Source organism: Lacticaseibacillus chiayiensis (assembly GCF_004123795.1).
Lineage (GTDB): Bacteria > Bacillota > Bacilli > Lactobacillales > Lactobacillaceae > Lacticaseibacillus > Lacticaseibacillus chiayiensis.
Genome location: NZ_MSSM01000028.1, coordinates 27,184 through 50,685 on the forward strand (window position 1 = coordinate 27,184; position 23,502 = coordinate 50,685).

Annotated in this window: 27 protein-coding genes and 1 pseudogene; 1 reads left to right on the forward strand and 27 read right to left on the reverse strand. The window is 47.7% G+C overall.

What is annotated here, in order from left to right; translation table 11 throughout:
* Positions 1 to 23: 23 nt before the first annotated feature.
* The 11 genes and pseudogenes from BVJ53_RS10510 to BVJ53_RS10565 all read right to left on the reverse strand — a co-directional run bounded on the left by BVJ53_RS10510 (position 24) and on the right by BVJ53_RS10565 (position 10,262).
* Entirely contained in the window at positions 24 to 404 is a 381-nt protein-coding gene (locus BVJ53_RS10510; protein WP_129302349.1) for a DUF1694 domain-containing protein, read from the reverse strand.
* 334 nt (positions 405 to 738) lie between these two features.
* Positions 739 to 921: a hypothetical protein gene (locus BVJ53_RS10515; protein ID WP_025012620.1), complete on the reverse strand. Its 183-nt coding sequence runs from the start codon at positions 919 to 921 to the stop codon at positions 739 to 741.
* A 252-nt stretch (positions 922 to 1,173) separates the two neighbouring features.
* Positions 1,174 to 2,610, reverse strand: coding sequence for a Fe-S cluster assembly protein SufB (gene sufB, locus BVJ53_RS10520; protein WP_129302350.1), 1,437 nt, complete (start codon positions 2,608 to 2,610; stop codon positions 1,174 to 1,176).
* Positions 2,603 to 3,049, reverse strand: a complete 447-nt coding sequence (gene sufU, locus BVJ53_RS10525; RefSeq protein WP_129302351.1) for a Fe-S cluster assembly sulfur transfer protein SufU — start codon at positions 3,047 to 3,049, stop codon at positions 2,603 to 2,605. Before sufU ends, sufB begins: the two co-directional genes overlap by 8 nt.
* Positions 3,036 to 4,232: an aminotransferase class V-fold PLP-dependent enzyme gene (locus BVJ53_RS10530; RefSeq protein ID WP_129302352.1), complete on the reverse strand. Its 1,197-nt coding sequence runs from the start codon at positions 4,230 to 4,232 to the stop codon at positions 3,036 to 3,038. The genes sufU and BVJ53_RS10530 overlap by 14 nt, the downstream gene beginning before the upstream one ends.
* On the reverse strand, positions 4,225 to 5,256 hold the full coding sequence (locus BVJ53_RS10535) for a SufD family Fe-S cluster assembly protein (protein WP_129302353.1): 1,032 nt from the start codon (positions 5,254 to 5,256) through the stop codon (positions 4,225 to 4,227). Before BVJ53_RS10535 ends, BVJ53_RS10530 begins: the two co-directional genes overlap by 8 nt.
* On the reverse strand, positions 5,249 to 6,016 hold the full coding sequence (gene sufC / locus BVJ53_RS10540) for a Fe-S cluster assembly ATPase SufC (RefSeq protein WP_129302354.1): 768 nt from the start codon (positions 6,014 to 6,016) through the stop codon (positions 5,249 to 5,251). Before sufC ends, BVJ53_RS10535 begins: the two co-directional genes overlap by 8 nt.
* A gap of 167 nt (positions 6,017 to 6,183) precedes the next feature.
* A complete protein-coding gene (locus BVJ53_RS10545) occupies positions 6,184 to 6,867 on the reverse strand; it encodes a methionine ABC transporter permease (RefSeq protein ID WP_129302355.1) in 684 nt (227 codons plus the stop codon).
* 11 nt (positions 6,868 to 6,878) lie between these two features.
* A complete protein-coding gene (locus tag BVJ53_RS10550) occupies positions 6,879 to 7,931 on the reverse strand; it encodes a methionine ABC transporter ATP-binding protein (RefSeq protein ID WP_129302356.1) in 1,053 nt (350 codons plus the stop codon).
* 18 nt (positions 7,932 to 7,949) lie between these two features.
* Positions 7,950 to 8,779, reverse strand: a pseudogene (locus tag BVJ53_RS10555) (MetQ/NlpA family ABC transporter substrate-binding protein).
* Positions 8,780 to 9,440: 661 nt separating this feature from the next.
* Positions 9,441 to 10,262 (reverse strand): MetQ/NlpA family ABC transporter substrate-binding protein, encoded by an 822-nt coding sequence (locus BVJ53_RS10565; protein ID WP_129302357.1) that lies wholly within the window; start codon positions 10,260 to 10,262, stop codon positions 9,441 to 9,443.
* A gap of 561 nt (positions 10,263 to 10,823) precedes the next feature.
* Between BVJ53_RS10565 and BVJ53_RS10575 the strand changes: the two genes are divergently transcribed.
* Positions 10,824 to 11,948, forward strand: a complete 1,125-nt coding sequence (locus BVJ53_RS10575; RefSeq protein WP_129302358.1) for an ArgE/DapE family deacylase — start codon at positions 10,824 to 10,826, stop codon at positions 11,946 to 11,948.
* 119 nt (positions 11,949 to 12,067) lie between these two features.
* Here the strand turns inward: BVJ53_RS10575 and BVJ53_RS10580 are convergent, their stop codons facing one another.
* From BVJ53_RS10580 to upp, 16 genes are all read right to left on the reverse strand, one after another.
* Positions 12,068 to 12,367, reverse strand: coding sequence for a glycine cleavage system H family protein (locus tag BVJ53_RS10580; RefSeq protein ID WP_129302359.1), 300 nt, complete (start codon positions 12,365 to 12,367; stop codon positions 12,068 to 12,070).
* Between the two features lie 10 nt (positions 12,368 to 12,377).
* Complete coding sequence (locus BVJ53_RS10585; RefSeq protein ID WP_129302360.1) at positions 12,378 to 13,583, reverse strand: FtsW/RodA/SpoVE family cell cycle protein; 1,206 nt, start codon at positions 13,581 to 13,583, stop codon at positions 12,378 to 12,380.
* A 93-nt stretch (positions 13,584 to 13,676) separates the two neighbouring features.
* Positions 13,677 to 13,898: a DUF2969 domain-containing protein gene (locus BVJ53_RS10590; protein ID WP_129302361.1), complete on the reverse strand. Its 222-nt coding sequence runs from the start codon at positions 13,896 to 13,898 to the stop codon at positions 13,677 to 13,679.
* Positions 13,891 to 14,196: a membrane protein insertion efficiency factor YidD gene (gene yidD / locus BVJ53_RS10595; protein WP_010488878.1), complete on the reverse strand. Its 306-nt coding sequence runs from the start codon at positions 14,194 to 14,196 to the stop codon at positions 13,891 to 13,893. The genes BVJ53_RS10590 and yidD overlap by 8 nt, the downstream gene beginning before the upstream one ends.
* Positions 14,197 to 14,204: 8 nt before the next feature.
* Positions 14,205 to 14,375 carry a DNA-directed RNA polymerase subunit beta gene (locus BVJ53_RS10600; RefSeq protein ID WP_129302362.1) on the reverse strand — a complete coding sequence of 57 codons (171 nt, stop codon included), beginning with the start codon at positions 14,373 to 14,375 and terminating at the stop codon, positions 14,205 to 14,207.
* Positions 14,376 to 14,385: 10 nt separating this feature from the next.
* Positions 14,386 to 15,375, reverse strand: coding sequence for a rod shape-determining protein (mreB, locus tag BVJ53_RS10605; protein ID WP_129302363.1), 990 nt, complete (start codon positions 15,373 to 15,375; stop codon positions 14,386 to 14,388).
* A gap of 64 nt (positions 15,376 to 15,439) precedes the next feature.
* A complete protein-coding gene (locus BVJ53_RS10610) occupies positions 15,440 to 15,676 on the reverse strand; it encodes a DUF1146 family protein (protein ID WP_010488885.1) in 237 nt (78 codons plus the stop codon).
* A 301-nt stretch (positions 15,677 to 15,977) separates the two neighbouring features.
* Positions 15,978 to 16,409: a F0F1 ATP synthase subunit epsilon gene (locus tag BVJ53_RS10615; protein ID WP_129302364.1), complete on the reverse strand. Its 432-nt coding sequence runs from the start codon at positions 16,407 to 16,409 to the stop codon at positions 15,978 to 15,980.
* Positions 16,410 to 16,423: 14 nt separating this feature from the next.
* Positions 16,424 to 17,890 carry a F0F1 ATP synthase subunit beta gene (atpD, locus tag BVJ53_RS10620; RefSeq protein ID WP_129302414.1) on the reverse strand — a complete coding sequence of 489 codons (1,467 nt, stop codon included), beginning with the start codon at positions 17,888 to 17,890 and terminating at the stop codon, positions 16,424 to 16,426.
* Positions 17,891 to 18,045: 155 nt separating this feature from the next.
* The gene (locus BVJ53_RS10625; RefSeq protein WP_129302365.1) at positions 18,046 to 18,969 is read right to left on the reverse strand and encodes a F0F1 ATP synthase subunit gamma; all 924 of its coding nucleotides are present in this window, start codon (positions 18,967 to 18,969) and stop codon (positions 18,046 to 18,048) included.
* Between the two features lie 11 nt (positions 18,970 to 18,980).
* Entirely contained in the window at positions 18,981 to 20,510 is a 1,530-nt protein-coding gene (atpA, locus tag BVJ53_RS10630) for a F0F1 ATP synthase subunit alpha (RefSeq protein ID WP_129302366.1), read from the reverse strand.
* 23 nt (positions 20,511 to 20,533) lie between these two features.
* Positions 20,534 to 21,079 carry an ATP synthase F1 subunit delta gene (atpH, locus tag BVJ53_RS10635; protein WP_129302367.1) on the reverse strand — a complete coding sequence of 182 codons (546 nt, stop codon included), beginning with the start codon at positions 21,077 to 21,079 and terminating at the stop codon, positions 20,534 to 20,536.
* A complete protein-coding gene (atpF, locus tag BVJ53_RS10640; RefSeq protein ID WP_129302368.1) occupies positions 21,066 to 21,554 on the reverse strand; it encodes a F0F1 ATP synthase subunit B in 489 nt (162 codons plus the stop codon). Before atpF ends, atpH begins: the two co-directional genes overlap by 14 nt.
* A gap of 34 nt (positions 21,555 to 21,588) precedes the next feature.
* Entirely contained in the window at positions 21,589 to 21,801 is a 213-nt protein-coding gene (gene atpE / locus BVJ53_RS10645; protein WP_129302369.1) for a F0F1 ATP synthase subunit C, read from the reverse strand.
* A 22-nt stretch (positions 21,802 to 21,823) separates the two neighbouring features.
* On the reverse strand, positions 21,824 to 22,534 hold the full coding sequence (atpB, locus tag BVJ53_RS10650; RefSeq protein ID WP_129302370.1) for a F0F1 ATP synthase subunit A: 711 nt from the start codon (positions 22,532 to 22,534) through the stop codon (positions 21,824 to 21,826).
* Positions 22,535 to 22,832: 298 nt separating this feature from the next.
* Entirely contained in the window at positions 22,833 to 23,462 is a 630-nt protein-coding gene (upp, locus tag BVJ53_RS10655; protein ID WP_129302371.1) for a uracil phosphoribosyltransferase, read from the reverse strand.
* Between the last annotated feature and the right edge of the window lie 40 nt (positions 23,463 to 23,502).

Consider the following 23,502-nt stretch of genomic DNA (forward strand, 5'->3'; position numbering starts at 1 on the left):
AACCGATTCTATGGTTGCTGGTTCTACAGCAAAATCGGGCGACTAATTTTTTGAGTTGGATGCGCCAGTACCCAGCCAAAGTCAGTCGGCAACACGCGCTTGATGACGCGCATCCCCGGTTGATTCATAATTGTAAAAGGATATTGATGCGCCAGTGCTTGCAACATATATTGGTTGACTAAGCTTTCCCCCATCCGACCATTTAAAAAAACTCGATAACCAGGATAACGTGTCAGCACCGAGTCAAGCATCGCTGTAATTCGGGCATCCCGCAGTTGCTGAATCGTCACGGCTAATGCTACCCGTTCGCGAAAGTTGCCCAAAAAAGCTCGCTTCTCATCTGGCTTAATGGTTGGAATGCCAAGCGCCATTATTTTAATGAAATGTTCCAAGTCCTCAGCCATGATCTTCCTCCTGACGCTTTATTATGATGTACCACCCAGAAGTCACGATGCGATTAGCCATAGCCAATCCATACATTTACCCATTGTAGCACCCGTGTCTAAATAGCGTCCACTCACTCTAAAGATCAAAAAACGACAAGACCGCATGGCAGCTATCCCGCTTGCCATGCGGTCTTGTCGATATTCGGATCAGCAGTCCCAACGGCCCGACACCGTCTGAGCGAACCAAGTTTCTTCACTCAAGACAACATCGTCATGCTTACTTCTCAAGCCTTATCTTAAAAGGTGTTGGCCACTTCCTCTCATCGACTACCCCATCCCAACTTTGCCCACCTTAGACGCGCTTTTTGCGATACAGACGCGCAATTCGCTCCACATAAGCTGGCGGCGCCTTTTCAATACCCTCATGACGATCACGATAATGCCAGATTTGGCCAATGCTGATGCCAGTCTCCTGTGCAATCTTAGACAGCGCCATTGATTGCAAGACCTTCCTTGCTTTATCATAGTTGTCCATTAGCAGCCCCCTCAATGTTGCCATTTTGGTACCGCATCTATCATAAAACAAAAAGTTAGGTTTGCCTAATAATTTATTCAAAAAAACAACCGATTGCTGATCGTCTGTGTTGTAACACATCTTCAGCAATTGGTTGTTTTTAGGCAAACCTAAACGAATTAGATATTGTTAATCAAATTTTTTGTGGGAAGTTTTTAGCTAATGTCTTTTTTCATTGTCCTTTAAACCCGTGTAAACCGCGCTACGACAGCATCACCCAACCGAACCGTCCATTTCCATCCCGATGAGGCGATTCAACTCAACCGCATATTCCATCGGCAACTCTTTGGTAAATGGCTCAACGAAACCCATGATAATCATTTCGGTTGCCTTAGCTTCAGAGATGCCGCGGCTCATTAAATAATACAGCTGCTCTTCCGAAACCTTTGAAACCTTTGCTTCGTGTTCCATCGAGACCGTCGAATTATGGATTTCGTTGTAGGGAATGGTGTCGCTGGAGCTCTTTTCATCCATTAAAATGGTGTCGCACTCCACGTGACAAAAGGCGTTATCGGCTTTCTTGGTAAACCGGACCGTTCCGCGGTAGTCAACCGCCCCGCCATCTTTGGCAATGGATTTAGAAACAATCGAACTGCTCGTATTCGGCGCGTTATGAATCATGCGTGCCCCGTTATCCTGATCAACGCCTTCACCAGCCACCGCAATACTGAGCATCGTACCGTGCGCCCCTTTGCCATCCAGATAGACGCTAGGGTACTTCATGGTCGTCTTACTGCCAAGATTGCCGTCAACCCACTCCATCGTGGCATTATCAAGCGCCTGAGCCCGTTTGGTTTCAAGCGAGAACACATTCTTGCTCCAGTTTTGAATCGTCGTGTAGCGACAATAGGCATCATTTTTGACAAAAACCTCAACGACAGCTGCATGCAAGCTGTCACTGGAATAATTTGGTGCCGTACACCCTTCGACATAGTTAACATGGGCACCCGGCTCCACAATGATGAGAGTCCGCTCAAACTGTCCTGTGTTCTCCGCATTGATTCGGAAGTAACTTTGAATGGGCACATCGGTCTGGACGCCCTTAGGAACATAAATAAAACTGCCGCCAGACCAAACCGCCCCATTAAGCGCCGCAAACTTATTGTCACTCGGCTTAACCAATTTTCCGAAGTATTCGTGCACCAACTCAGGATATTCTTTTAAGGCTGAATCCATGTCCATGAAAATAATCCCGAGCTTTTCAAATTCATTGCGCATATTGTGGTAAACCACTTCAGATTCGTACTGGGCACTGGCACCAGCCAGATATTTTCGCTCTGCTTGCGGCACTCCGAGGCGATCAAACGTTTTCTTGATCGTATCCGGCACATCATCCCAGTCACGATACGTGCGATCCGTCGCTTTTTGGAAATAAAGCATATTATCCAAATCCAAATCCGACAAATCCGGACCAAAATTAGGCATTGCTAACTTACGGTAAGTCTCATACGCCTTCAGCCGATAATCTAGCATCCACTCCGGCTCATGCTTTTCCGCCGAGATGGCACGCACCGTTTCTTTGGTAAGCCCACGCCCGGTTGAATAAACCGGCGTGATATCGTCTTTGAAATCAGCGGGGTTTTCGTCAGGTAAAAAGTCAATATCCGCCGCAACAGTTTCGTTATTTTTAGTATTTTTTGTCTCAGTCATCGGTTTTACCTTTCTCCGTCAAAACTTGCGCAGCTGCTTTCCATGCTAACGTGGCACATTTGATGCGTGCCGGAAACTGGTGAACCCCTTTTAACACGGCTGCATCCCCCAGCCGGTCAGCATCAGGAACATCACCTTTGATAATCAAGTCGGAAAAAGTTTCCACCATCTGCTCGATTTCAGCCGGTGTTTTATCTAGAATCTGATCGGTCATCAGGCTGGCACTGGCTTGAGAAATGGTACAGCCATTGCCGGAAAAAGCGACATCGTTCACCCTGCCATCCTTTTCACTAATCTGCAAGTGCAAAACATCGCCGCAGCTGGGATTGCGCACCGTGATTTCGTGATCAAAATCGGCTAAAACACCGTGATGCCGCGGGTGTTGCGCCTCGTCGAGAATCACTGCGCGATACATTTGATCTAGCTTAGTCAATGCCATGGAAATACCTCCTTGCGGCCTGAACAGCTTCAACCAATTTCGTGACGTCATCCTGATTGTTGTAAATGCCAAAACTGGCGCGCACCGTGGCCGGAATCCCTAACCTTGCCATAAGCGGTTGGGCACAGTGATGGCCGGCGCGTATGGCGATTTGCTGCTCGTCAAGGAAGGTGGCGACATCGTGAGGATGAATACCAGTTAAATTAAAGGAAACCGTTGCCAAACTATCATCATTGCCATAAACCGTCAGATCCGGAATGGCTCTCAACGCGGTCCGCAGTTGATTCGCTAGTTCATGTTCGACTTGCAACGCCGCAGCATCAACATTTTCCTGAAACCAGTGCAACGCCGCGCCCATACCGATCACACCGGCAATGTGAGGCGTACCGGCCTCATACTTGATCGGCCCATCTGCCCATGTACTTCCTTGGTCACGAACTTCGGAAATCATTTCGCCCCCAAATTGAATCGGTGGCATTTTCGCTAACAAGTCAGCCCGCCCATAAAGTGCGCCGATACCTGTTGGCCCATAGATTTTATGCCCGGAAAAGGCATAGAAGTCCGCACCTAACGCTTGGACATCAACCGACATATGAGCAACCGCCTGAGCGCCATCAACGACAACAAAGGCTCCCATGTCATGTGCCTTCTTGACGATCTTTGCCACTGGCAGCGTATCGCCGGCAACATTCGTCACTTGGGCAATCGCCACCAGGTTAGTGCCTGGGGTAATGGCGGCTAATAAAGCAGGTACGTCAACCGTCCCATCCGAATGAACGGGCGTTACCACGAAGGTTGCCTGCTGACGCTTAGCAAGCTGCTGCCACGGAATAAAATTACTGTGATGTTCGGCACCACTAACCACAATCCGACCACCAGTAGGCACCGCATGTGGTCCAAAAGCACTCGCCACCAAATTCAGACTATCCGTCGTGCCATGGGTAAAGATAATCTCCTCAGCACTTTGGGCATGAAGGAAATCAGCGACTTGCTGGCGAACACTTTCATATGCCTCAGTCGTATCATAAGCCAACTTGTAGAGACCGCGATGCACGTTGGCATTGTCATTAATATAGTAATTTTGCAGGCTATCCAACAAAGCTTGCGGTTTTTGGGAAGTCGCAGCGGTGTCTAAATAAACCAGATTAGGATGAGCCTTAAAAAACGGAAATTGTTCACGCATCTTCAGCCACCAGCGTTCGATCAATCGTTGCAAACAATTCTTTCTTCAGCCGAACATCATCGATTTCAGCCAAGCCGCCTTCCAAAAAGCCACGAATCACCAATCGTTTTGCTAAGGTCGCGGAAAGTCCGCGACTCATTAAATAGTAAAGCTGATCGGCGTTCACCCGCGTCACGGAAGCGGCATGGCCGGCTGTGACGTCATTTTCATCAATTAACAGAATCGGGTTGGCATCGCCTTCCGCGCGCTGCGAAAGCATCAGCACCCGATTTTCCTGTTGGGCATCACTTCCGCGGGCCCCTTTGATGATGTGGCCAATGCCATTAAACATCAGGTGGGCATTGCCAGTAATCACACCGCGTTGATTAATATGCCCTACTGTATGCTGACCTTCATTGGTCACCGAAGTCGTGTAATTGACATGCTGATTGCCGGACGCCAACACGCCGACGTTAACTGTTACTTCGGCATTGTGCCCCAACAGTCGCACATCAACCCGATTCAATCCTGAATTATGCGAAAACCCGGCTAATGTCCAGTTAAGCTTCGCATTTGCGGCTAATGTCGCTGTCCGATTCACCAACACGGTATCAGCAGTAAAGCTATCATAGCTCAACCAATTAACGTCTGCGTCAGCTTCAACCACCAACATGAGCCAAATGCCTAACACATGGCCACCACTGGCCCATTTTTCCTGTAGGGTAACTTTAGCGCCTTTGCCAACATGAACATACAATAACCCACCGGCGTTTTTAGGCCCAGTCAAGACGATGGGGTCATCGCCGCTGACAAAATGAGCGGGAATATCAACCGTCGTTGCGCCTTGAGGTGACCGCAGCAACCATGCATCGAGTGAGTTTGTCGGCGTAAAACGTTGGACTTCACTTGATCCGGCTGCATAAGCAATTGCCTGAGGTGCATGCAAAACGACCCGATCTTCAACTGCATCAGGTTGGTTCTTTAAATAGCGCGCCAACGGGAACTTAGGCAGGTTAGGCGCCGGCAGTGTGGTTGTTTCAACCATTTTGTTCACCCACTTTAAGGTGTTCATAACCGGTCTTTTCCAATTTTTTGGCTAAGTCAGGGCCACCGCTTTCGATGATCCGGCCGCCTTTCATGACGTGCACAACATCAGGAATAATGTAATCCAATAGGCGTTGATAATGGGTAATGATCATGCTACCGAATTCCGGTCCGCGCATCAGGTTAACGCCTTTGGCAACGATCCGCAGTGCATCAATATCCAAGCCGGAGTCAATTTCATCCAGTAAGCCAAAATGCGGATGAATCATCATCAGTTGCAGAATTTCATTACGCTTCTTTTCACCACCGGAAAAACCCTGATTCAGGTAACGATCTGCCATTGATTCCGGCATTTCTAGCGTTGCCATCGTCTTGTCTAATTGTTTCAAAAAATCGCTAATGCGAATCTGATCATCTTCTGGTCGCCGCGCATTGATCGCCGCACGAATGAATTCTGCATTTGTCACCCCAGCAATTTCCTGCGGGTACTGCATACCGAGAAACAACCCGGCACGCGCCCGTTCATCAACAGCCATGCCCAGAATCGACTCGCCGTCAATTAAAATGTCGCCTTGAGTGACTTCATAAGCCGGATTGCCCATGATCGTCTCGGCCAACGTCGACTTACCTGTACCATTCGGACCCATAATGGCATGAATCTCGCCCGTTGCCAATTTCAAATTGACTCCGGTTAATATCTCCGGATGCTCTGGTTCTGCCTTAATTTTGACGTGTAAATCTTTAATCTCAAGTGTATGCAAAATGTTACCCCCGACTGGATTTGACTTTTCGTTATATCGTTATTCTACGTCATAACAACGGGTGCAGCAAACAGCCCGCTTCCAAAAAAGCCCCGCAATGATCAGAGTTTGCTTATCTGATCATTGTGAGGCATTTAAATCTAAATGACGTTCTTTTTCAATCGCAATTAATGGTGGCTCTTCCTTGCAAAGAAGTCGCCGATGAACTGAACCAAGAAAACCAGTGCCAAAATGAAGATCAGTGACACAATGATCACGTCGTACTGATAACGCTGGTAGCCGACCGCAATGGCCAGGTTCCCGAGACCGCCACCACCGACAGCGCCGGCCATGGCTGTTAAGCCGATAATGGAAATAATCGTTAAGACGGAAACACGAATTAACTCGGACAACCCTTCACGCAAATAAACACGCCAGACAATCCCCAACGGTGAAACGCCCATCGCTTCGGCTGCTTCAATGACACCAGGATCGACCGTCAACAAAGCGTTTTGCACCTGCCGCGCATAAAACGGGGTCGTACCTGCAATTAGTGGTACCAGTGCGGCGGTCGGACCGATGCCGGTTCCGACAATGGCTCGCGTCACTGGCGTCATAATTGCAAGCAAGATGATAAACGGCACAGCTCGGAAGATGTTCACTAATTTATCCAAAACAAAGTAAAACGGACGATTGGCCAATAGCCCACTTTCATCGGTCAAAACCAGCAAAATCCCAATGACAAGACCCAGAATGCCGGCAACGATTGCCGTCAAGGCCGTCATGTACAGCGTCTCGCCGATTGCCTGCGTTACGCCGCCATCACCGGACCAGATGGGCACAACGTTAGGAAAAAATTTTGCAAAAAAAATGTGCCATCTGTCTAGACCTCCTTTTTTAAGATGTCTTCGATCTTGACATCCTGCTGCTTGAGATACTGAATGCCGGCATCCACTTCAGATTGATCACCGGACAAAACCACGATCAGATTGCCAAATGGCGTGTCCTGTAAAATTTGAATATCACCAAACAAAATGTTCGCGGTCACGTGGTAACTTTCAAACAACTTAGCCACCAGTGGCTGATCGGCAGAAGCTCCGACATAGGTTAACCGCAACAAGCGATCATTCGGCCCAAGATTCTTAACAGCAGGCTGCTTAAGAACTGATTCAATTGCCTGATCAAGCTGCAACGTCGTATCGATGAAATCCTTGGTCAACTGCTGCTGCGGATCGGAAAAGACTTGCAGTAAATCGCCGCGTTCAATGATCGCTCCAGCATCCATGACAGCCACGCGATTACAAATCTGCTTAACCGCCTCCATCTGGTGGGTAATCAGAACAATCGTTAATCCCAAGCGTTCATTTAAAGACTTCAAAAGATCCAGAATTGAACTTGTGGTTTTCGGATCTAGCGCGCTGGTGGCTTCATCGGAAATCAGGATTTCAGGGTCAGAAGCCAAAGCCCGTGCGATCCCAACCCGTTGTTTTTGACCGCCGGATAATTGGGCCGGATAAGCATTCGCTCGATCTGTCAACCCAACCAAATCTAAGAGCTCAGCTACCTTCTTCCGGATCTCCTGCTTTGATTTGATGCCCTTTAACGGAAACGCAACATTATCGGCAATCGTACGGCTGTTCATCAGATTAAAATGCTGAAAAATCATGCCGATTCGCTTACGTTCCTTGCGTAGATGCGCCGCCGACAAAGCTAGCATATCTTGGTCTAAAACATTGACGCTGCCACTGGTCGGCCGCTGCAACAGATTGATGGTTCGAACTAGTGTCGATTTACCGGCTCCTGAATACCCGACAATCCCGTAAATATCGCCGCGATTGACCGTTAAACTCACATGATCAACAGCATGTACTGAGCGGGTCTTTCCATGAAATTCAACGTCCACATCTTTTAACGTCACAACTGCTTGATCTGACATAATTGTCCCCGTTTCTAATTAAAACTTATAGTTCCAGGCTGGCAGTGTTGAGCCTTGTAAACCTTCTTCAGCAGCTCAGCCGTTCGCTTCGTCTGGTAAGCTTTGACAATCTTCTTGTAAGTGGCGTTGTTCTTGTCCTTTGCTGACTTGGCAGCAATGAAGTTGACCCATGGCTTGGACTGCTTGGTGATCTTTTCAACCGCAATCGCATTGGCCGGCTTCAGATTGGCTGCTGCCGCAATATCATTATTGACAACGGCCACTGTAACATCGTCCAGTGAACGCGCGGTTTGGGCCGCATCCAGTTCGGTAAACTTCAAGTTAAGCTTGTTTTCCGAAATATCGCGAATCGTTGGAGATGCCACCCCTTTTTTCAATGTCAGTAGGCCATTTTGAGCAAGAAGCTGCAGTGCCCGGCCCTCGTTGGAAGGATCGTTTGGCAAGGAAATCTTGTCACCCGCTTTAACTTCCTTAAGTGACTTGATCTTGTTGGAATAAGCGCGCATCGGTCCGATATAGGTTGCGCCGATGTCAACGATCTTGGTGTGGTGTTTTTTATTCCAGTTATCTAAGAAATTGTGATGCTGAAAAGCGTTTAACTGAATGTCGCCGTCTTCAAGCGCCTGGTTTGGTTGGTTATAATCCGTAAATTGCACCAGTTTGATCGTGACACCCTGCTTCTTCAACCGAGACTGGATGTCCGCCCAGATTTCCTTATCCGTACTCATAATGCCGACTTTAACCGTCGCATTTTTGCTGGTACTTGCTGACGACTTACCACAGGCTGCTAAAACAAATAATGGCAAAACCAAAGCAAGTGTGATAATGGCTCTTTTCCAAAACTTCATGATTTTTTCCTCCTCGTTCGGGTTCGCAAACAATATGTGCAAGCTTTTTGGAAAATAAAAAAGCTCGCTCCTAAACACAATGTTTTAGAAGCGAGCCAGCTCGCGGTACCATTCTAATTCGACGCCAAAGCGCCCTCAGTAACAGGCAATCACCTGTGTGCGGAATAATGACCGCCAGCCATCATCGCCTAACTACTGCTCAGCGATGCCGATCAATGAGCCATCTTCGATTCAATCAACTACCCTGCTCTCAGCTAATCAGGTTTTCTGTACAGTCTCATCAAATTTACTCACTCATATCATTCGTTTCCCGAAATTGATTAAACCGAGTGTAGACGAAAGAAGAGGGACTTGTCAAGAAAAATGTTAGAGAGCGTGAGCGTGGCCGGTTAGAAACCGGAGCATAAGTGGCCTTGGGCGTGATGGCCGGGCTTTGGCCATTGCGACCAAGGTCCTTATGTGCAGGTTTCTGGCCACGCGAGCGCGTTTAGGAAGAGCGTGAGCGTGGCCGGTTAGAAACCTGCGAACGCGTTTGCGACCCGGATTGCCTTCCACCACTTATTGCGCGATTCGCAAAAAAAGTCAACAATCGCATGAAAATCCTCAACCTATCAACCGGAAAGCAAATCAAATAGTTCCCCTACACACATTACCCGTAATCCTAAAACTTCTGCGTCCAGGCAGGTACCTCACTCCCATGGTACAGCTTCTCAATCAGATTAGCTGTGTCCTTCGTCCGGAACGCCTTCACAATTTTCTGGTAAGTCTTATTATTCTTGTCCTTCTTATTCGCCACAAACACGTTAATCCAAGGCTGGCTCTGTTTGTTGACCTTTTCCGTGTAAACAGCCTTCTTGGGATTCAACTTCGCATCCTGAGCAACGCCTGAGTTAATCACCGACGCTGCGACATCTGGCAAGGAACTTGCCGTTTGCGCTGCATCGACCGCTTTGAGCTTCAAATTCAGCTTGTTGTCGGTCACATCACGGGTCGTTGGCAAAGCCACCTTCGTATTGAGCTTGATCAAACCTGCCGCTTGGAGCAACTGCAAGGCCCTGCCTTCGTTAGTCGGGTCATTTGGCAGCGCAATCGTGTCGCCTTGCTTAATCTGACTGATCTTCGTGATCTTTTTAGAATAAATCGCTAATGGCGCAATAATGGTCTGGCCAATGCTAACGAGATCACCGTGATGCGTCTTGTTCCAGTTATTCAGAAAATACTGATGCTGGAACAAGTTCAAATCAATATCATGATCCTTCAATGCCGTATTAGGTTGGTTATAGTCAGAGAACTGGACAATCTTAATGTTGATGCCTTGCTTCTTGACTTTCTTGGCAACAGATTGCAAAACACGGTTATCCGCGCCAACAACCCCAATCTTGACAGTTGTCTGCTTTTGACTGCTACTACTGCTGTTACCACAGCCAACCAAAACCAACCCTAATACTGCAATAGTGGCAAAAATCTTCCAAAAACGCTTCATCTTGAATCCTCCTCGTATATTCAACGTTTAGTTATAAGTTGCAAATTTTTGCGACTGTATAGCTGCTAGCTGTATTAGCTTGATCGAGTGATAAAAGAACTATGAGCGTAACGGCTTGCATCTCTTCATAACGCGCTCGCAAAAAAGCTCACCTCTAACCAAATCTAGTTAGAAGTGAGCTTCACCCACGGTACCATTCTAATTGGCCGTGCTGTGCGCGACCCACTCACCGGACGGATTCATCCGGGAGCGCGTTAATGGGCGCAGACCATCACAGCCTTACAAAAAATGTTCGGTGTGCCGTATGCACTAAGCCATATTCGCGTCCACTTACAACCCCGCTCTCATCATTTCGGGTTTTCTGTACTGTCTCGCAACCGCTACTCACTTAGTCCGTTTATCATCAATTCCAAGTTCATAGCCATGAGTTTAGCACAAATTTTTTAGTAGTCAAACATTGAATTTTAATTCAAAAAGAGTGTAAGCTTGCTTCAACATCAGCTGTTAATGAAAAATTCAATTAAATGGCCATGAAACATAGCACTGAAAGGATGAGCAAATATGACAGATCCTGTTGCACTGTTGCAAAAGTTAATTCGTATTGATTCAGCAAACGGTCATGAGCTGGCTGTGGCAAAAATCTTGCAGGCTGAGTTTGAGGCCGCTGATATTCCCACCAAGCTGATTCCGTATCAGGATGATCGAGTTAATTTAGTGGCGGAACTTAACCAAGGTGACCGCGTGCTGGGCTTCACTGGTCACCAAGATGTGGTCAGCCCCGGCGACGAGTCTGCGTGGACGTATCCGCCTTTTTCCGGAAAGATTGTCAACAATGTCATGTATGGTCGCGGTACCGACGACATGAAAAGTGGTCTGGCAGCGATGACTCTCGCACTCATCACTCTGAAGCAAGCCGGTTTTACCCATCACATTCGGTTCATGGCAACGGTTGGCGAAGAATTTGGTGCAATGGGTGCACGGCAACTCACTGAACAAGGCTATGCTGACGATTTGGAAGGCTTGATCGTTGGTGAACCAACCGACAAACTGCTGCAGTATGCGCATGGTGGAACCGTCAATTACGAAATCGATAGTGAAGGCGTCTCGGTTCATAGTTCACGACCAGAAAAAGGTGTCAATGCCATCGATGGGTTAGTGGCTTTTGCTACCCGTGAGCCAACTGCCTTTGCGCAAGCACCGGATGATCCGGATCTGGGTGTCTTTCGGCATTCAATCACGGTGATCAACGGCGGCGATCAAGTCAACACAATTCCTGCCCACGCCTATCTACGCGGCAACTTGCGACCAACTCCTGCTGCCAATATTGACTTAGTTATCGACCTGTTGAAGCAATTGGTCGATCAGGCTAATCAAGCTACGTCTGCCAAATTAACGCTCAAGGTCTTGCACCGCTTCCTGCCAGTGCATTCCGACAAAAATGGTCGCCTTGTCACCACTGCTAATCAGGCAATTGCATCTGTCACCGGTACGCCAGCCAAACTCGCAGTGGCATATGGCGGCACCGACGCGTCAGAATTCATTCGTTCTGACAACCACTTTGACGTTATCGTTTATGGCCCGGGCGATAATCATTTCAGCCACCAAGTTAATGAACACGTCGACTTAGACAGCTACACGACTGCCATCAAGATTTACCAGGAAATGGCAAAACGGTTCTTCGCCTAACATTTATGCAGTCAAAAGGTTAAAACCAACTAAAAAGCAGCTAAACATCATTTTGATGTCAGCTGCTCTTTAAATTGGCTGCGTCACACACTTGTCAAGTTGATATCAAGTGGTCACGGCTATTTGGCGGAAACAGTCACAACCCAATTGTGATTATGATCGGTTTCGTCTAACAAAGCCGGCTTGTCACCAAGTTCTTGGTGAACATCCACCACGGTTCCGGCCAGCGGTGCCTCAAGATCGAGGACGGCCTTTTCCGCTTCAACACTCAAAAACGGTTTGCCAACCGTTAAACTCGTACCAACTTGAGGTAAATCAACAAACTTGATTTTGCCTAATGTTTCCTGTGCATCTTCGGTTAACCCCAAACGAACCTGACCTGCAGCCAGTTCGTCTTGCCAAAAATAAGTCGTTGCCATTTTCTCGCCCCTATTCAAAATCTTCTGTGTCGCGGCTGAACATATAACTTGTGTGATGATAGCGCATCGAGAGAACCATGCCAACTGATAGCATATTCGCAAGCAGGAATGACCCCCCTTGCGAAATGAATGGTAGCGGAATCCCTGTCAATGGCAACAAGCCGATGTTCATGCCAATATTTTCAAACACGTGGAATAAGATCATCATGATGACACCGGTCGAGATGTAAGCATAAAACTCGTTCTTAGTATCGAACGTGACCCGGATCATCTGATAGATCAACATAAAGTATAACAGAATCAGCATTGCCGAGCCGATAAACCCGAATGCCTCGCCAATCACGGAAAAAACCATATCCGATTCCCGCACTGGTACCGGCACAGTTATGTGGAACGGCCCTTTACCAGTCAGTTGTCCCGATCCGATGGCCTTCATCGCTTGCCATAATTGGTAACTATCGCCACTGGTGTTGCCGGATGGATTTAACCATGAATCGATTCGGGCAAACTGATAGGTTTTGAAGCCGATTGAGCCGAGAAATGCCCGGCCCCATGGCTGCGTAACCAGCAAAATGGCCAACGTTCCAATCGCAGCCGCACCCAAGGCAATAGGTAATAAAATTCGCCAATTAATGCCAGACACCAAAGCAACCCCGGCAAAAATGGCCAAAAAGACCAACGTCGTCCCGAAGTCATTTTGCAGTTTCATCAAGATCGCAATCGGAATCGTCCACAACACCATACGGCCAATTAATTTCCAATCGTTTTGGATCGTGTGCGAATAAGCTGCATTATGCTGTGTGACAACTCTGCTTAGCATCAAGATATAGGCAGGCTTCATGACCTCAGATGGTTGAAAACTAACCGGTCCTAGTGCAAACCAGCTTTTGGCACCGGTATTAACCGCAGTTGCGCGATCATAAAAAATCAGAACCGCGATCATCAAAAAAATTCCGATACCGTATAAATAGGGCGCGATTCGCCACAGCTGTTCTGCATCAAACCGCATGACGAAGAAGATCCCGATGCCGCCGATCGCGTACCAGGCCGCCTGCATAATCGTGGCTTTAACCGGATTCTCTATCGTTGAACTGTCATGGGAACTTGCTAGATAAATCGACACCAATCCGATCAACGCCAGAAGCATGACGGACAAAATGATGCCATAGTCGATGCGATCGCCCTCAGAATTTGATTTAATTTCATGCGATTCCACGGCGAACCTCCTTTAACGCTACTGTTCACGCGCTGTTTTAATACACGCTTACTCGGTTAGAAACCGTCCCAGTTGGCGCTCTACGAAATCGAGTCAACCTTGATGTAAATGATATTCCGCGATCAAAGCGTTGACAGCATCCTCCAGACTCTTATAACGGTTCGGCTTGTCTGAACCGGCAACATACGCTGCAAAACGCGTGCCAGCCGATTCAACAAAGCCAATTTCCTGATCACCAATTTTTAACACTGAAACCGTATGGCCATTACGGGTTTCATCCGTTTGGGTGACCTTGACGTTTCTTTCTTTAGCCATGATGGCCTCCTAGCTTATGATTAAGATTTTGAATATCGCTGAGATCCAAGTCATTTTCAGGATGCGGATTCCGCCGTAACGTGAAATAAGCCGGCACCGGATCAAGTCCGCCTTTAACAAAGGGGTTGCACCGCAAGATCCGGGCAATCCCCATAAGTGTCCCTTTAATGGCGCCATGTCGCTGCAACGCCTGAATCATGTATGTCGAACAGGTCGGATAATACCGGCAGCTCGGCGGCAGTAACGGGGAAATAAATCGCTGGTAGCCCCGCACCAGCCAGGTCAGGATTTGCTTCATGTCCACTCCTAACGCAGGAAATTAAAGAAATGGATCCAGGTGGACGGCAAAAACACCTTAAACGGATTGCTGCCGTCCATGCCAAAACCGATCAACAGGCCTAAAATCAATGCAATCACGGCAATGATCAACCAAATTTTAATATGATGGAAAATGCGTTTCGGATACTCCGGGTCCATAAGCTAACTCCTAGTACTGTCGATGATGTTCGATGTTATCTAGTAAGACTCCTGTGCCTAGAGCAACCGCGTCTAACGGATCATCAGCCAAGAGCACTGGCACCTTCAATTCAGCGGCAAATAACTGGGAGATACCTTTTAATAACGCACCGCCGCCAGTCAGCATGATGCCGCGATCGATGATATCGGCAGAAAGCTCCGGCGGGGTCTTTTCCAAGACGCCTTTAGCGCCATCAATGATGGCCATCATGGTTTCGTGTAAAGCATCAGAAACTTCCTCAGAAGTCACCGATACCTCACGTGGCAGGCCAGTCGCAATATCCCGTCCACGAACTTCGATGGTTTCGTTAGGATCGGCATCGTAAACAGCGCCGATTTTGATTTTAATCTGCTCAGCGGTATGTTCGCCGATAATCAGTTTGTGTTTGTTCTTCACATAAGCTGCAATCGACGAGTCCATTTTATCGCCTGCTAAACGCAACGAACGACTGGTGACAATCTCCCCCAAAGAAAGCACCGCGATGTCACTGGTGCCACCGCCGATATCGATCACCATGTTCCCTTGTGGTTGGAAAATATCCAAACCAGCGCCAACTGCTGCCACTTTAGGCTCGAACTCAAGGTAGACATGACGACCACCAGATTTTTCAGCCGCCTGGATGATGGCCTTTTGCTCAATATCCGTAATGTTCGTCGGGGCACAAATCAAAATATTGGGTTTTGAAAACACGCCTTTTACGTTTAATTTGTTAATGAAATATTCAAGCATTGCTTCGGTAATGTCGAAATCAGCGATAACGCCATCTTTAAGTGGTCGAATTGACCGAATGTTACCCGGTGTGCGCCCAACCATTTTATAGGCTTCTGTCCCCACCGCTAATACTTTGCCGGTATGGGTATCAATGGCGACAACGGACGGCTCATTTAAGACGATGCCTTTGCCTTTAACATTGATTAGTACATTGGCTGTCCCTAAGTCGATCCCAATATCTTTTGCCATGGGTATATATCTCTCCTTGTAAATTGACTAACTATCGCATTATAACATAGTTAAGACGAGGTTTTTATAGGAAAAGTTTAGGTAAGTTTAAAGCTGCTTGAACGAGTGATAAAAAGAAGGAGCTGACCAAATAACCTAACCCGACAGCCATGAAAAGCAGCAAGACTTGCGCTTCACGGACATGGTTGGCCTTGATAAACCGCTCAAAACGCAGCGCATTCAATGCCCGGAATGCCAACATGATGAAAACAAAGTGAGACACGAGCGTTATGGCGGCATTTAGGCCGATTTCCTGAAACATGCGATCACCTCATACGCTATCTTCCCGCACTTTCGGCATTCATGCAAGAGCGTGAACTGGCGCGATTAGAAGTCGGAGCATAAGTGGCCTTAGGCGTGATGGCCTGGGCTTAGGCCATTGCGACCAAGGTCCTTATGTGCAGTTTTTGGCCCTGCGATCGCGTTTCAACGCAAGCCTGAAGTTTCGAAAAACTCTTTGCTTACGCGCAAAAAAAGTACCGGGGACAAAACTCGCCTCCAGTACCTTTTTGTTCTTCATGATCGTACGACCAACCTAAACACACTCACGCGACTTCATGAGTCTAATGACCGGTTTTAACATTGATCCGGTTGATCGCTCGCCGCAATGCGACTTGCGCACGCCGCAGATCATCTTGGTTATTTTCATTCTTGGCCTGCTCGATCTGCTTTTCAGCCCGAGCACGTGCTGCTTGAGCACGGCTCAGGTCAATATCGCGTTCGCGTTCGGCCGAGTCAGCGACGATTGAGGCAACGTTATCTGAAACCTCCATAAAGCCTCCATTAACCGCAATTGAATCGTTATGATCGCCTGAGTCAACGCGTTGCACGTCAACCTCTCCGATCGCTAAGGGGGTTACAATCGGCTCATGGTTGGCCATGATCCCCAATTCGCCAGCAACAGAATGAACCACCAACATCTTGGCACGATGGTCATAAACCAAGCCATCAGGCGTCACGATATTGACACGAAGAACATTGCTCGTTTCTGCCAAAACACGTCGCCTCCTTAGTTAGCTGCAGCTTGTGCAGCTGGCTTTTCGTCAGCATCCGCGTTCTTTTCATCAGGAGCAAAGCCCATCTTCTTAGCCTTTTCGACAACTTCTTCAATGCGACCGACTGAACGGAAAGCATCTTCCGGATAGTCATCGTACTTGCCGTCTAGGATCGCCTTAAAGCCTTTAACGGTTTCTTCAACCGGTACGTATGAACCCGGTTGGCCGGTGAAGCGTTCCGCAACGTTGAAGTTTTGCGAGAGGAAGAATTGAATGCGACGAGCACGGGCAACAATCACCTTTTCCTCGTCGGATAATTCGTCCATCCCTAAAATAGAGATGATGTCCTGCAATTCACGGTAACGCTGCAAGACACGCTGCACTTCGGTGGCCACTTTGTAGTGTTCCTCACCGACAATTTCGGGTGCCAAGGCACTGGAAGAAGATTCCAACGGATCAACGGCCGGATAAATACCTTGCTCAGTTAAACGCCGTTCCAAGTTAGTTGTGGCATCCAAATGGGCAAAAGTTGTCGCTGGCGCCGGATCGGTATAGTCATCGGCAGGCACATAAATGGCCTGAATGGAAGTAACTGATCCTTTCTTCGTCGATGTAATCCGTTCCTGTAACTGACCCATTTCAGTTGCCAATGTCGGCTGATAACCAACAGCTGACGGAATTCGGCCCAGCAAGGCAGAAACTTCGGAACCAGCCTGAGTAAACCGGAAAATGTTATCAATAAACAGCAAGACGTCCTGACCTTCAACATCCCGGAAGTATTCCGCAATCGTCAAACCGGTCAAGGCAACTCGCATCCGGGCACCAGGCGGCTCGTTCATCTGACCGAAGACCATGGCTGTATTCTCCAGAACGCCGCTTTCCTTCATTTCAAAGTAAAGGTCGTTCCCTTCACGGGTTCGTTCGCCGACCCCGGTGAAGACGGAGATGCCGCCGTGTTCTTCGGCGATATTATGAATCAGTTCCTGAATCAAAACGGTTTTACCGACACCGGCACCACCGAAGAGCCCGACTTTCCCGCCTCGCAGGTAGGGTTCGAGTAAATCAATGACCTTGATGCCGGTTTCCAGAATTTCAGAACTGGTATTCAAATCTTCGAATTTTGGTGCATCACGGTGGATGCTGTCACGCCGGTGATCAGGCCCAAAAGCTTCGCCGTCATCGATAGGCTCACCCAATACATTGAACACGCGACCCAATGTGTCTTTGCCGACAGGCACTGAGATCGGACCGCCAGTATCTTGAACTGCCATGCCGCGCTGCAGGCCATCGCTAGAATCCATAGCGATGGTTCGCATGACGCCATCACCCAGTTCCAAGGCAACTTCTAGTACCAGCTGGGAACCATCTTTGCGGGTAATTGTCAAGGCGTTGTTAATTTCTGGCAAATTGTCATTGATTGGGAACGCTACGTCGACAACAGGACCGATCACTTGCACGATTTTACCAGTTGCATTTGGCATATTCGTCCTCCTTGAGCGTGCGTCAGCGCCGCCAGAAACCGAAGTATAAGTGAACTTAGGCCATTGCGACCAAGGTCCTTACACGCAGACTTCTGAGCTGACGAACGCGTTATAGTAAACGCAAACCGACCCTTCACGAGCCAGTTCACACCTCTTTATTCTAGAGCTGCCGCACCACCGACAATTTCAGTAATTTCGGTAGTGATAGCCGACTGTCGTGCCCGGTTGTACTGGGTAGACAGAGTCGAGATTAAATCATTAGCATTATCGGTTGCAGTGCGCATGGCGGTTGTCGATGCGGCGTGCTCGGCCGTCTTCGCATCCATAATCGCCCCAAAGATCAGACTTTCCGCATACTGCGGCAAGACTGCATCCAAGACAGCGTCAAGATCAGGTTCAACCAAATAATCTACATTGGTATCCTCAACTTCGCTGACATCCAAATCACTGATCGGCAACATTTTCTCCGCCCGAAAAGCAGAGGTTAATGTATTGACATGATGGTTGTAGCAAACGTAAAGTTCGTCAAACACACCATTATCGTACATTGTCACAGCTGTTTTCACGATTTCGCGGACTTCGTTAAAAGTCGGGATATCGGAAACACCACGATACTCATAAGCTAGATTCAGACCACGAGCCTTAAAAAAGTCCGCACCGACTCCACCGATGGCCATCATGACATAATCATCCGCGCCTTCGTGGTCGTCTTTGATCATCTGCATCATCGCTTTTAAAATCGTACTGTTATAGCTGCCAACCAATCCGCGATCACTGGTTATGACGAGGTAACCTGTCTTTTTAACCGGACGCTTCTCGAGTAGACTGGAAACGGAAACAAGCTGATTCTTATTCGACTCAGCATCATTATTCGCGGCACTAGCTAGCTTAAGAAGCTGACCCGCAGCTAAATGAGTCACAATCTGACGGACCTTATCTGCATAAACTTGATATTTTTTGGCGCGTTTTTCGATCTGACTCAATTTGGCACCCGAAACCATCTGCATGGCCTGCGTGATTTGACCGGTTTTCTTGGTCGAGGCGATCTTGTGCTTGATATCCATTAATGATTCAGCCATGCGGCACCTCCCTAACCTTTAGCAGCAGCAAGCTGTTTGCTAGTCTGGAAGCCGCCAGCAAAGGCTTTGATCTGTGCATCCAGCTTATCTGTATCCGGCAAATCACCGGTATCTTTGATCTGCTTCAACAAATCAGCCGCATTGCTATCAAAGAAATCAAACATTTCATTTTGGAAACGGCCGATATCTTCGATTGGAATCGGATCGAGAAAACCGTGGGTCAAAGCATAGAGAATAATAACCTGTTTTTCGACCGGCAATGGCTTGTGTAATGGTTGTTTCAAAACTTCAACAGTGCGCCGACCACGATTCAACTTGGCTTGCGTAGCAGCATCCAAGTCAGAACCAAACTGGGTGAAAGCTTCCAGTTCACGGAAGGATGCAAGATCCAGTCGCAATGTACCGGCAACTTTCTTCATGGCTTTGACCTGGGCATCCCCACCAACTCGAGAAACGGAAGCCCCGGCATCAATCGCCGGCCGTGTACCCGCATAAAACAGGTCACTTTGTAAGAAGATTTGACCATCCGTGATTGAAATAACGTTAGTCGGAATATAAGCCGAAATATCGCCTGCCTGGGTTTCAATAACCGGTAGCGCCGTCATAGAACCACCGCCGAGCTTGTCGCTCAATTTAGCAGCACGTTCCAACAAACGACTGTGGGTATAGAAAATGTCCCCAGGATAGGCTTCACGACCAGGCGGACGACGGAGCAGCAAGGACAGCTCACGGTATGAAGTTGCCTGCTTGCTTAGATCATCATACACGATTAAAACGTGTTTACCGTTGTACATAAATTCTTCACCCATGGCCGCACCGGCATAAGGCGCAATATACAACATCGGTGCCGGTTCGGACGGGCCAGCCGTCAAAACAATGGTATAATCCATAGCACCGTATTTCTTCAACGTTTCGACCTGGGCACGAACCGTACTGTCCTTTTGCCCAATCGCAACGTAAACACAGATCATATTCTGATCTTTTTGATTCAAAATCGTATCAATCGCAATAGATGTCTTCCCAGTTTTCCGGTCGCCAATGATCAACTCACGCTGACCACGGCCAATCGGAACTAAGGCGTCAATCGCTTTTAATCCAGTTTGTAAAGGTTCGGATACAGATTTGCGTTGCATAACGCCAGGTGCCTTATACTCGATCGGACGGGTTTTATCCGTCTTGATCGCGCCTAAGCCATCGACTGGCTGTCCCAAGGAATTGACAACCCGGCCAATCATGGCGTCCCCGACAGGAACTTCCATAATCCGACCAGTTCTCTTAACCTGGTCACCTTCGCGAATCTCATCGAAGTCACCTAAGATAATGATCCCGACATCGTTCGTTTCAAGGTTTAACGCTATCCCGTATGAGCCGTTGCTAAATTGGAGCAATTCATTGGCCATGGCATTTTCCAGCCCAGTTGCACGGGCAATCCCGTCACCAATGTAAGTAACGGTGCCAACTTCTTCAGCCGCTAAATCATCTTGATATCCTTCAAGTTGTTTTTTGATCAGAGAACTGATTTCCTCAGTCTTGATGCTCATCCGGTTCACCTCTTTACTTATCTCTAATCTGCCAGCAGTGCTGCCTTCATCTTCTCGAAACGGTGTTTAATCGTTCCATCGATAACAGATCCGTGCGCTTGAATACGCACGCCGCCGATGACACTCGGATCAACGATTTGTTCCAGTTGCGTCGACTTCATGCCAAAACGCTCTGTAATAGCACTGCGCAAAGCATCCGCTTGATTCGCTGACAAAGCAACTGCAGTCGTGACGGTAGCTTTAATAATCCCCGCTTCTTCATCATAAGCGCGATTAAACGCCTCGATGATTGCTGGCAATGCGCCGAAGCGGCCATACTGCTGGGTTAGCTTCAACAAATTAGCCACAAGCGGACTGACATTTTTGGACAAAGCCGTCATCAGTGCGGCCTTATCATCCGCTGTGATTCGGACATTATCAAAAATTGTCAAAATCGTCGGATTATCTTTAAATATAGACGATAACGCCTGTAACTCTTCATGAACGGTTCCCACTTGATCCTGGTCATGGGCTGCTTCAAGCAATGCTTTAGCATAACGCGGTGCAACCATTTGATTAGTGACTGCCATTTGCATCACCTAACCGTTTAATATAGTCGTCAATTAAGTCTTTTTGATCAGTTGCGTTTAGTTCCTTACCGATCAATTTCTGTGCGATTGTTAAACTTAAATTGGCCACATCGTTTTTAGCGTCGGCCAAAGCATCTTTGCGTGCTTGGTCAATGTCTTCCTGCGCATTTTTTTTCAGCGTGGCGACTTCGGTATTGGCCGCGTCAAGCAGCTGTTGTCGTTGTTTCTCACCGTTTTCTTTGGCTCGATTGACAATCTTGACAGCGTCAGCATGGGAGTGTTGCAATTCCTCCCGGCGCTTATCTGCTAATTCTTCCGCATCTTTACGGGATTTTTCAGCATAATCCAAGTCGCCGGAAATCTTTTGCTGGCGATCCGCCATCATTTTTGCGACTGGTTTCCATGCCACTTTTCCAACCGCAATCACCAGAATCAAAAATGTAACGATTGTGAAGAGTGTGTCACCTAAACTCATCTTTTGCCACTCCCTTCTTTATTGATGAACCAGGTTAGCGGAGCATCAACATGAAGGCAACAACGACAGAGATGATCGGAACAGCTTCGATCAAACCAACACCAATGAACATGGTACCACGCAAAGTTCCAGACATTTCCGGCTGACGTGCCATACCTTCAAGTGTTTTGCTGATGACCAGCCCATTACCGATTGCGGCACCTAAGGCAGCAAGGCCAGCGGCGAGTGAGGCAGCTATAAATTGCATATGATTTTTCCTCCTAAATTAATTACTCGGGTAGAACTTTGTTTGATGTATAAACCATACCAAGTGTGACGAAAACATAAGCCTGAATACTACCAATGAAGACTGAGAAGCCTTGCCAAGCTATCTCAGCGACCGTCGCACTGACAAAATTAATTGCGCCACCGGAAAATGCCCACTGTCGAATCAACAGTACCAGCACTTCACCAGCGAAGATGTTTCCGTATAGTCGCAAGGAAAGCGTAATAAAGTTGGTAAACTCTTCCAATAGATTAATTGGTAAAAGTAGTGGAAGCGGCGACGCATATCCTTTGAGATAGCCCTTGAAACCTCTGAAAACAACGCCAAAGTAATGCGAAAGTACCAAAACGGCCAACGCCAAGGTCATTGTAATCACCGGAGACGCCGTTGGTGAACGGAACCATGTATCTTTACCGATATCTAACTCTATAAACAGCCCTAGCTGGTTAGCGATAAAAATAAACAAGAAAAGCGTAAACGCGAAAAGATTGAACGTGTAACGCTCCGAACCGGGTATGGCACTCTTAACGATACCGTTTGTAAAGTCCATGATCCATTCCAGCACGTTCTGTTTGCCACCAGGGCGCATTTTCAAGTTACGCGATAGCCAAAATACAAGCAAGAATACTAGAATCGCTGAAACCAAAACGCCAAGGTCGTTTGTCAGGTTAAAATCTAAACCATAAAACGTGAACTGGGGATACTTTTCGTTCACAGATTTCACCTCCTAACTAAAGTGGCTTCATATCGTGCGTACCATCAAAGAGATGGGGCAAGATTGCAGAGACTTCGATAATCGTTGGTTACTAGGGTAGACCCTTGAAACACAACCATTACTCTAACACCATTTCAGTGAAAAAACAAAGCGCTAAAAAGAGAAAATTTGCTGTCATAAAGGCTTTTTCACTGATTTTTTCACGGCGGCCGTGGTTTTCAAGGCTCTTAATGCACTCACAAAAAATCTTTTGACTAAAAATTAAAAAGGCATGTGCGTGAACGCATGCCAATTCATATTACTTTGTCCCAAAAAGTCTGTCGCCAGCATCGCCGAGACCAGGCACAATATAACCGTTTTCATTCAAATGATCGTCCAGCGCGGCTGCATAAATGTCCACGTCCGGATTGGCTGTCTGAACGGCTTTGACGCCTTCAGGAGCAGCAACAAGTACCACGAGCCGCATAGATGTTGCCCCGCGTTTTTTGAGCGCTTCAATAGCCATGTTGGCCGAGCCGCCCGTTGCCAGCATGGGATCAACAATGATTAAGTCCCGCTGGTCGATATCCGGCGGCATCTTCACAAAGTATTCATGCGGCTTTAGTGTCTTTTCGTCGCGATACATTCCAATGTGACCGACTTTAGCGGCTGGAATAAGGCGCAAAACGCCATCCACCATGCCCAAACCAGCACGAAGAATCGGAATAACCGCAAGTTTCTTACCGGAAAGCTGCTTTTGAACCGTTTTCCCCATCGGTGTTTCGATCTCGACACTTTCGAGTGGCAGATCCCGCGTAATTTCATACACCATTAATTCCGCGATTTCATTGGCAATTTCCCGAAATTCTTTAGTACCGGCATGCTTATTTCGAATCAAAGTAAGCTTATGCTGAATCAACGGGTGATTTAAAACTGTAAATTTCCCCATGACGAGCCTCCTGTGTGAGCCAATTGTTTGCAAACCCTAT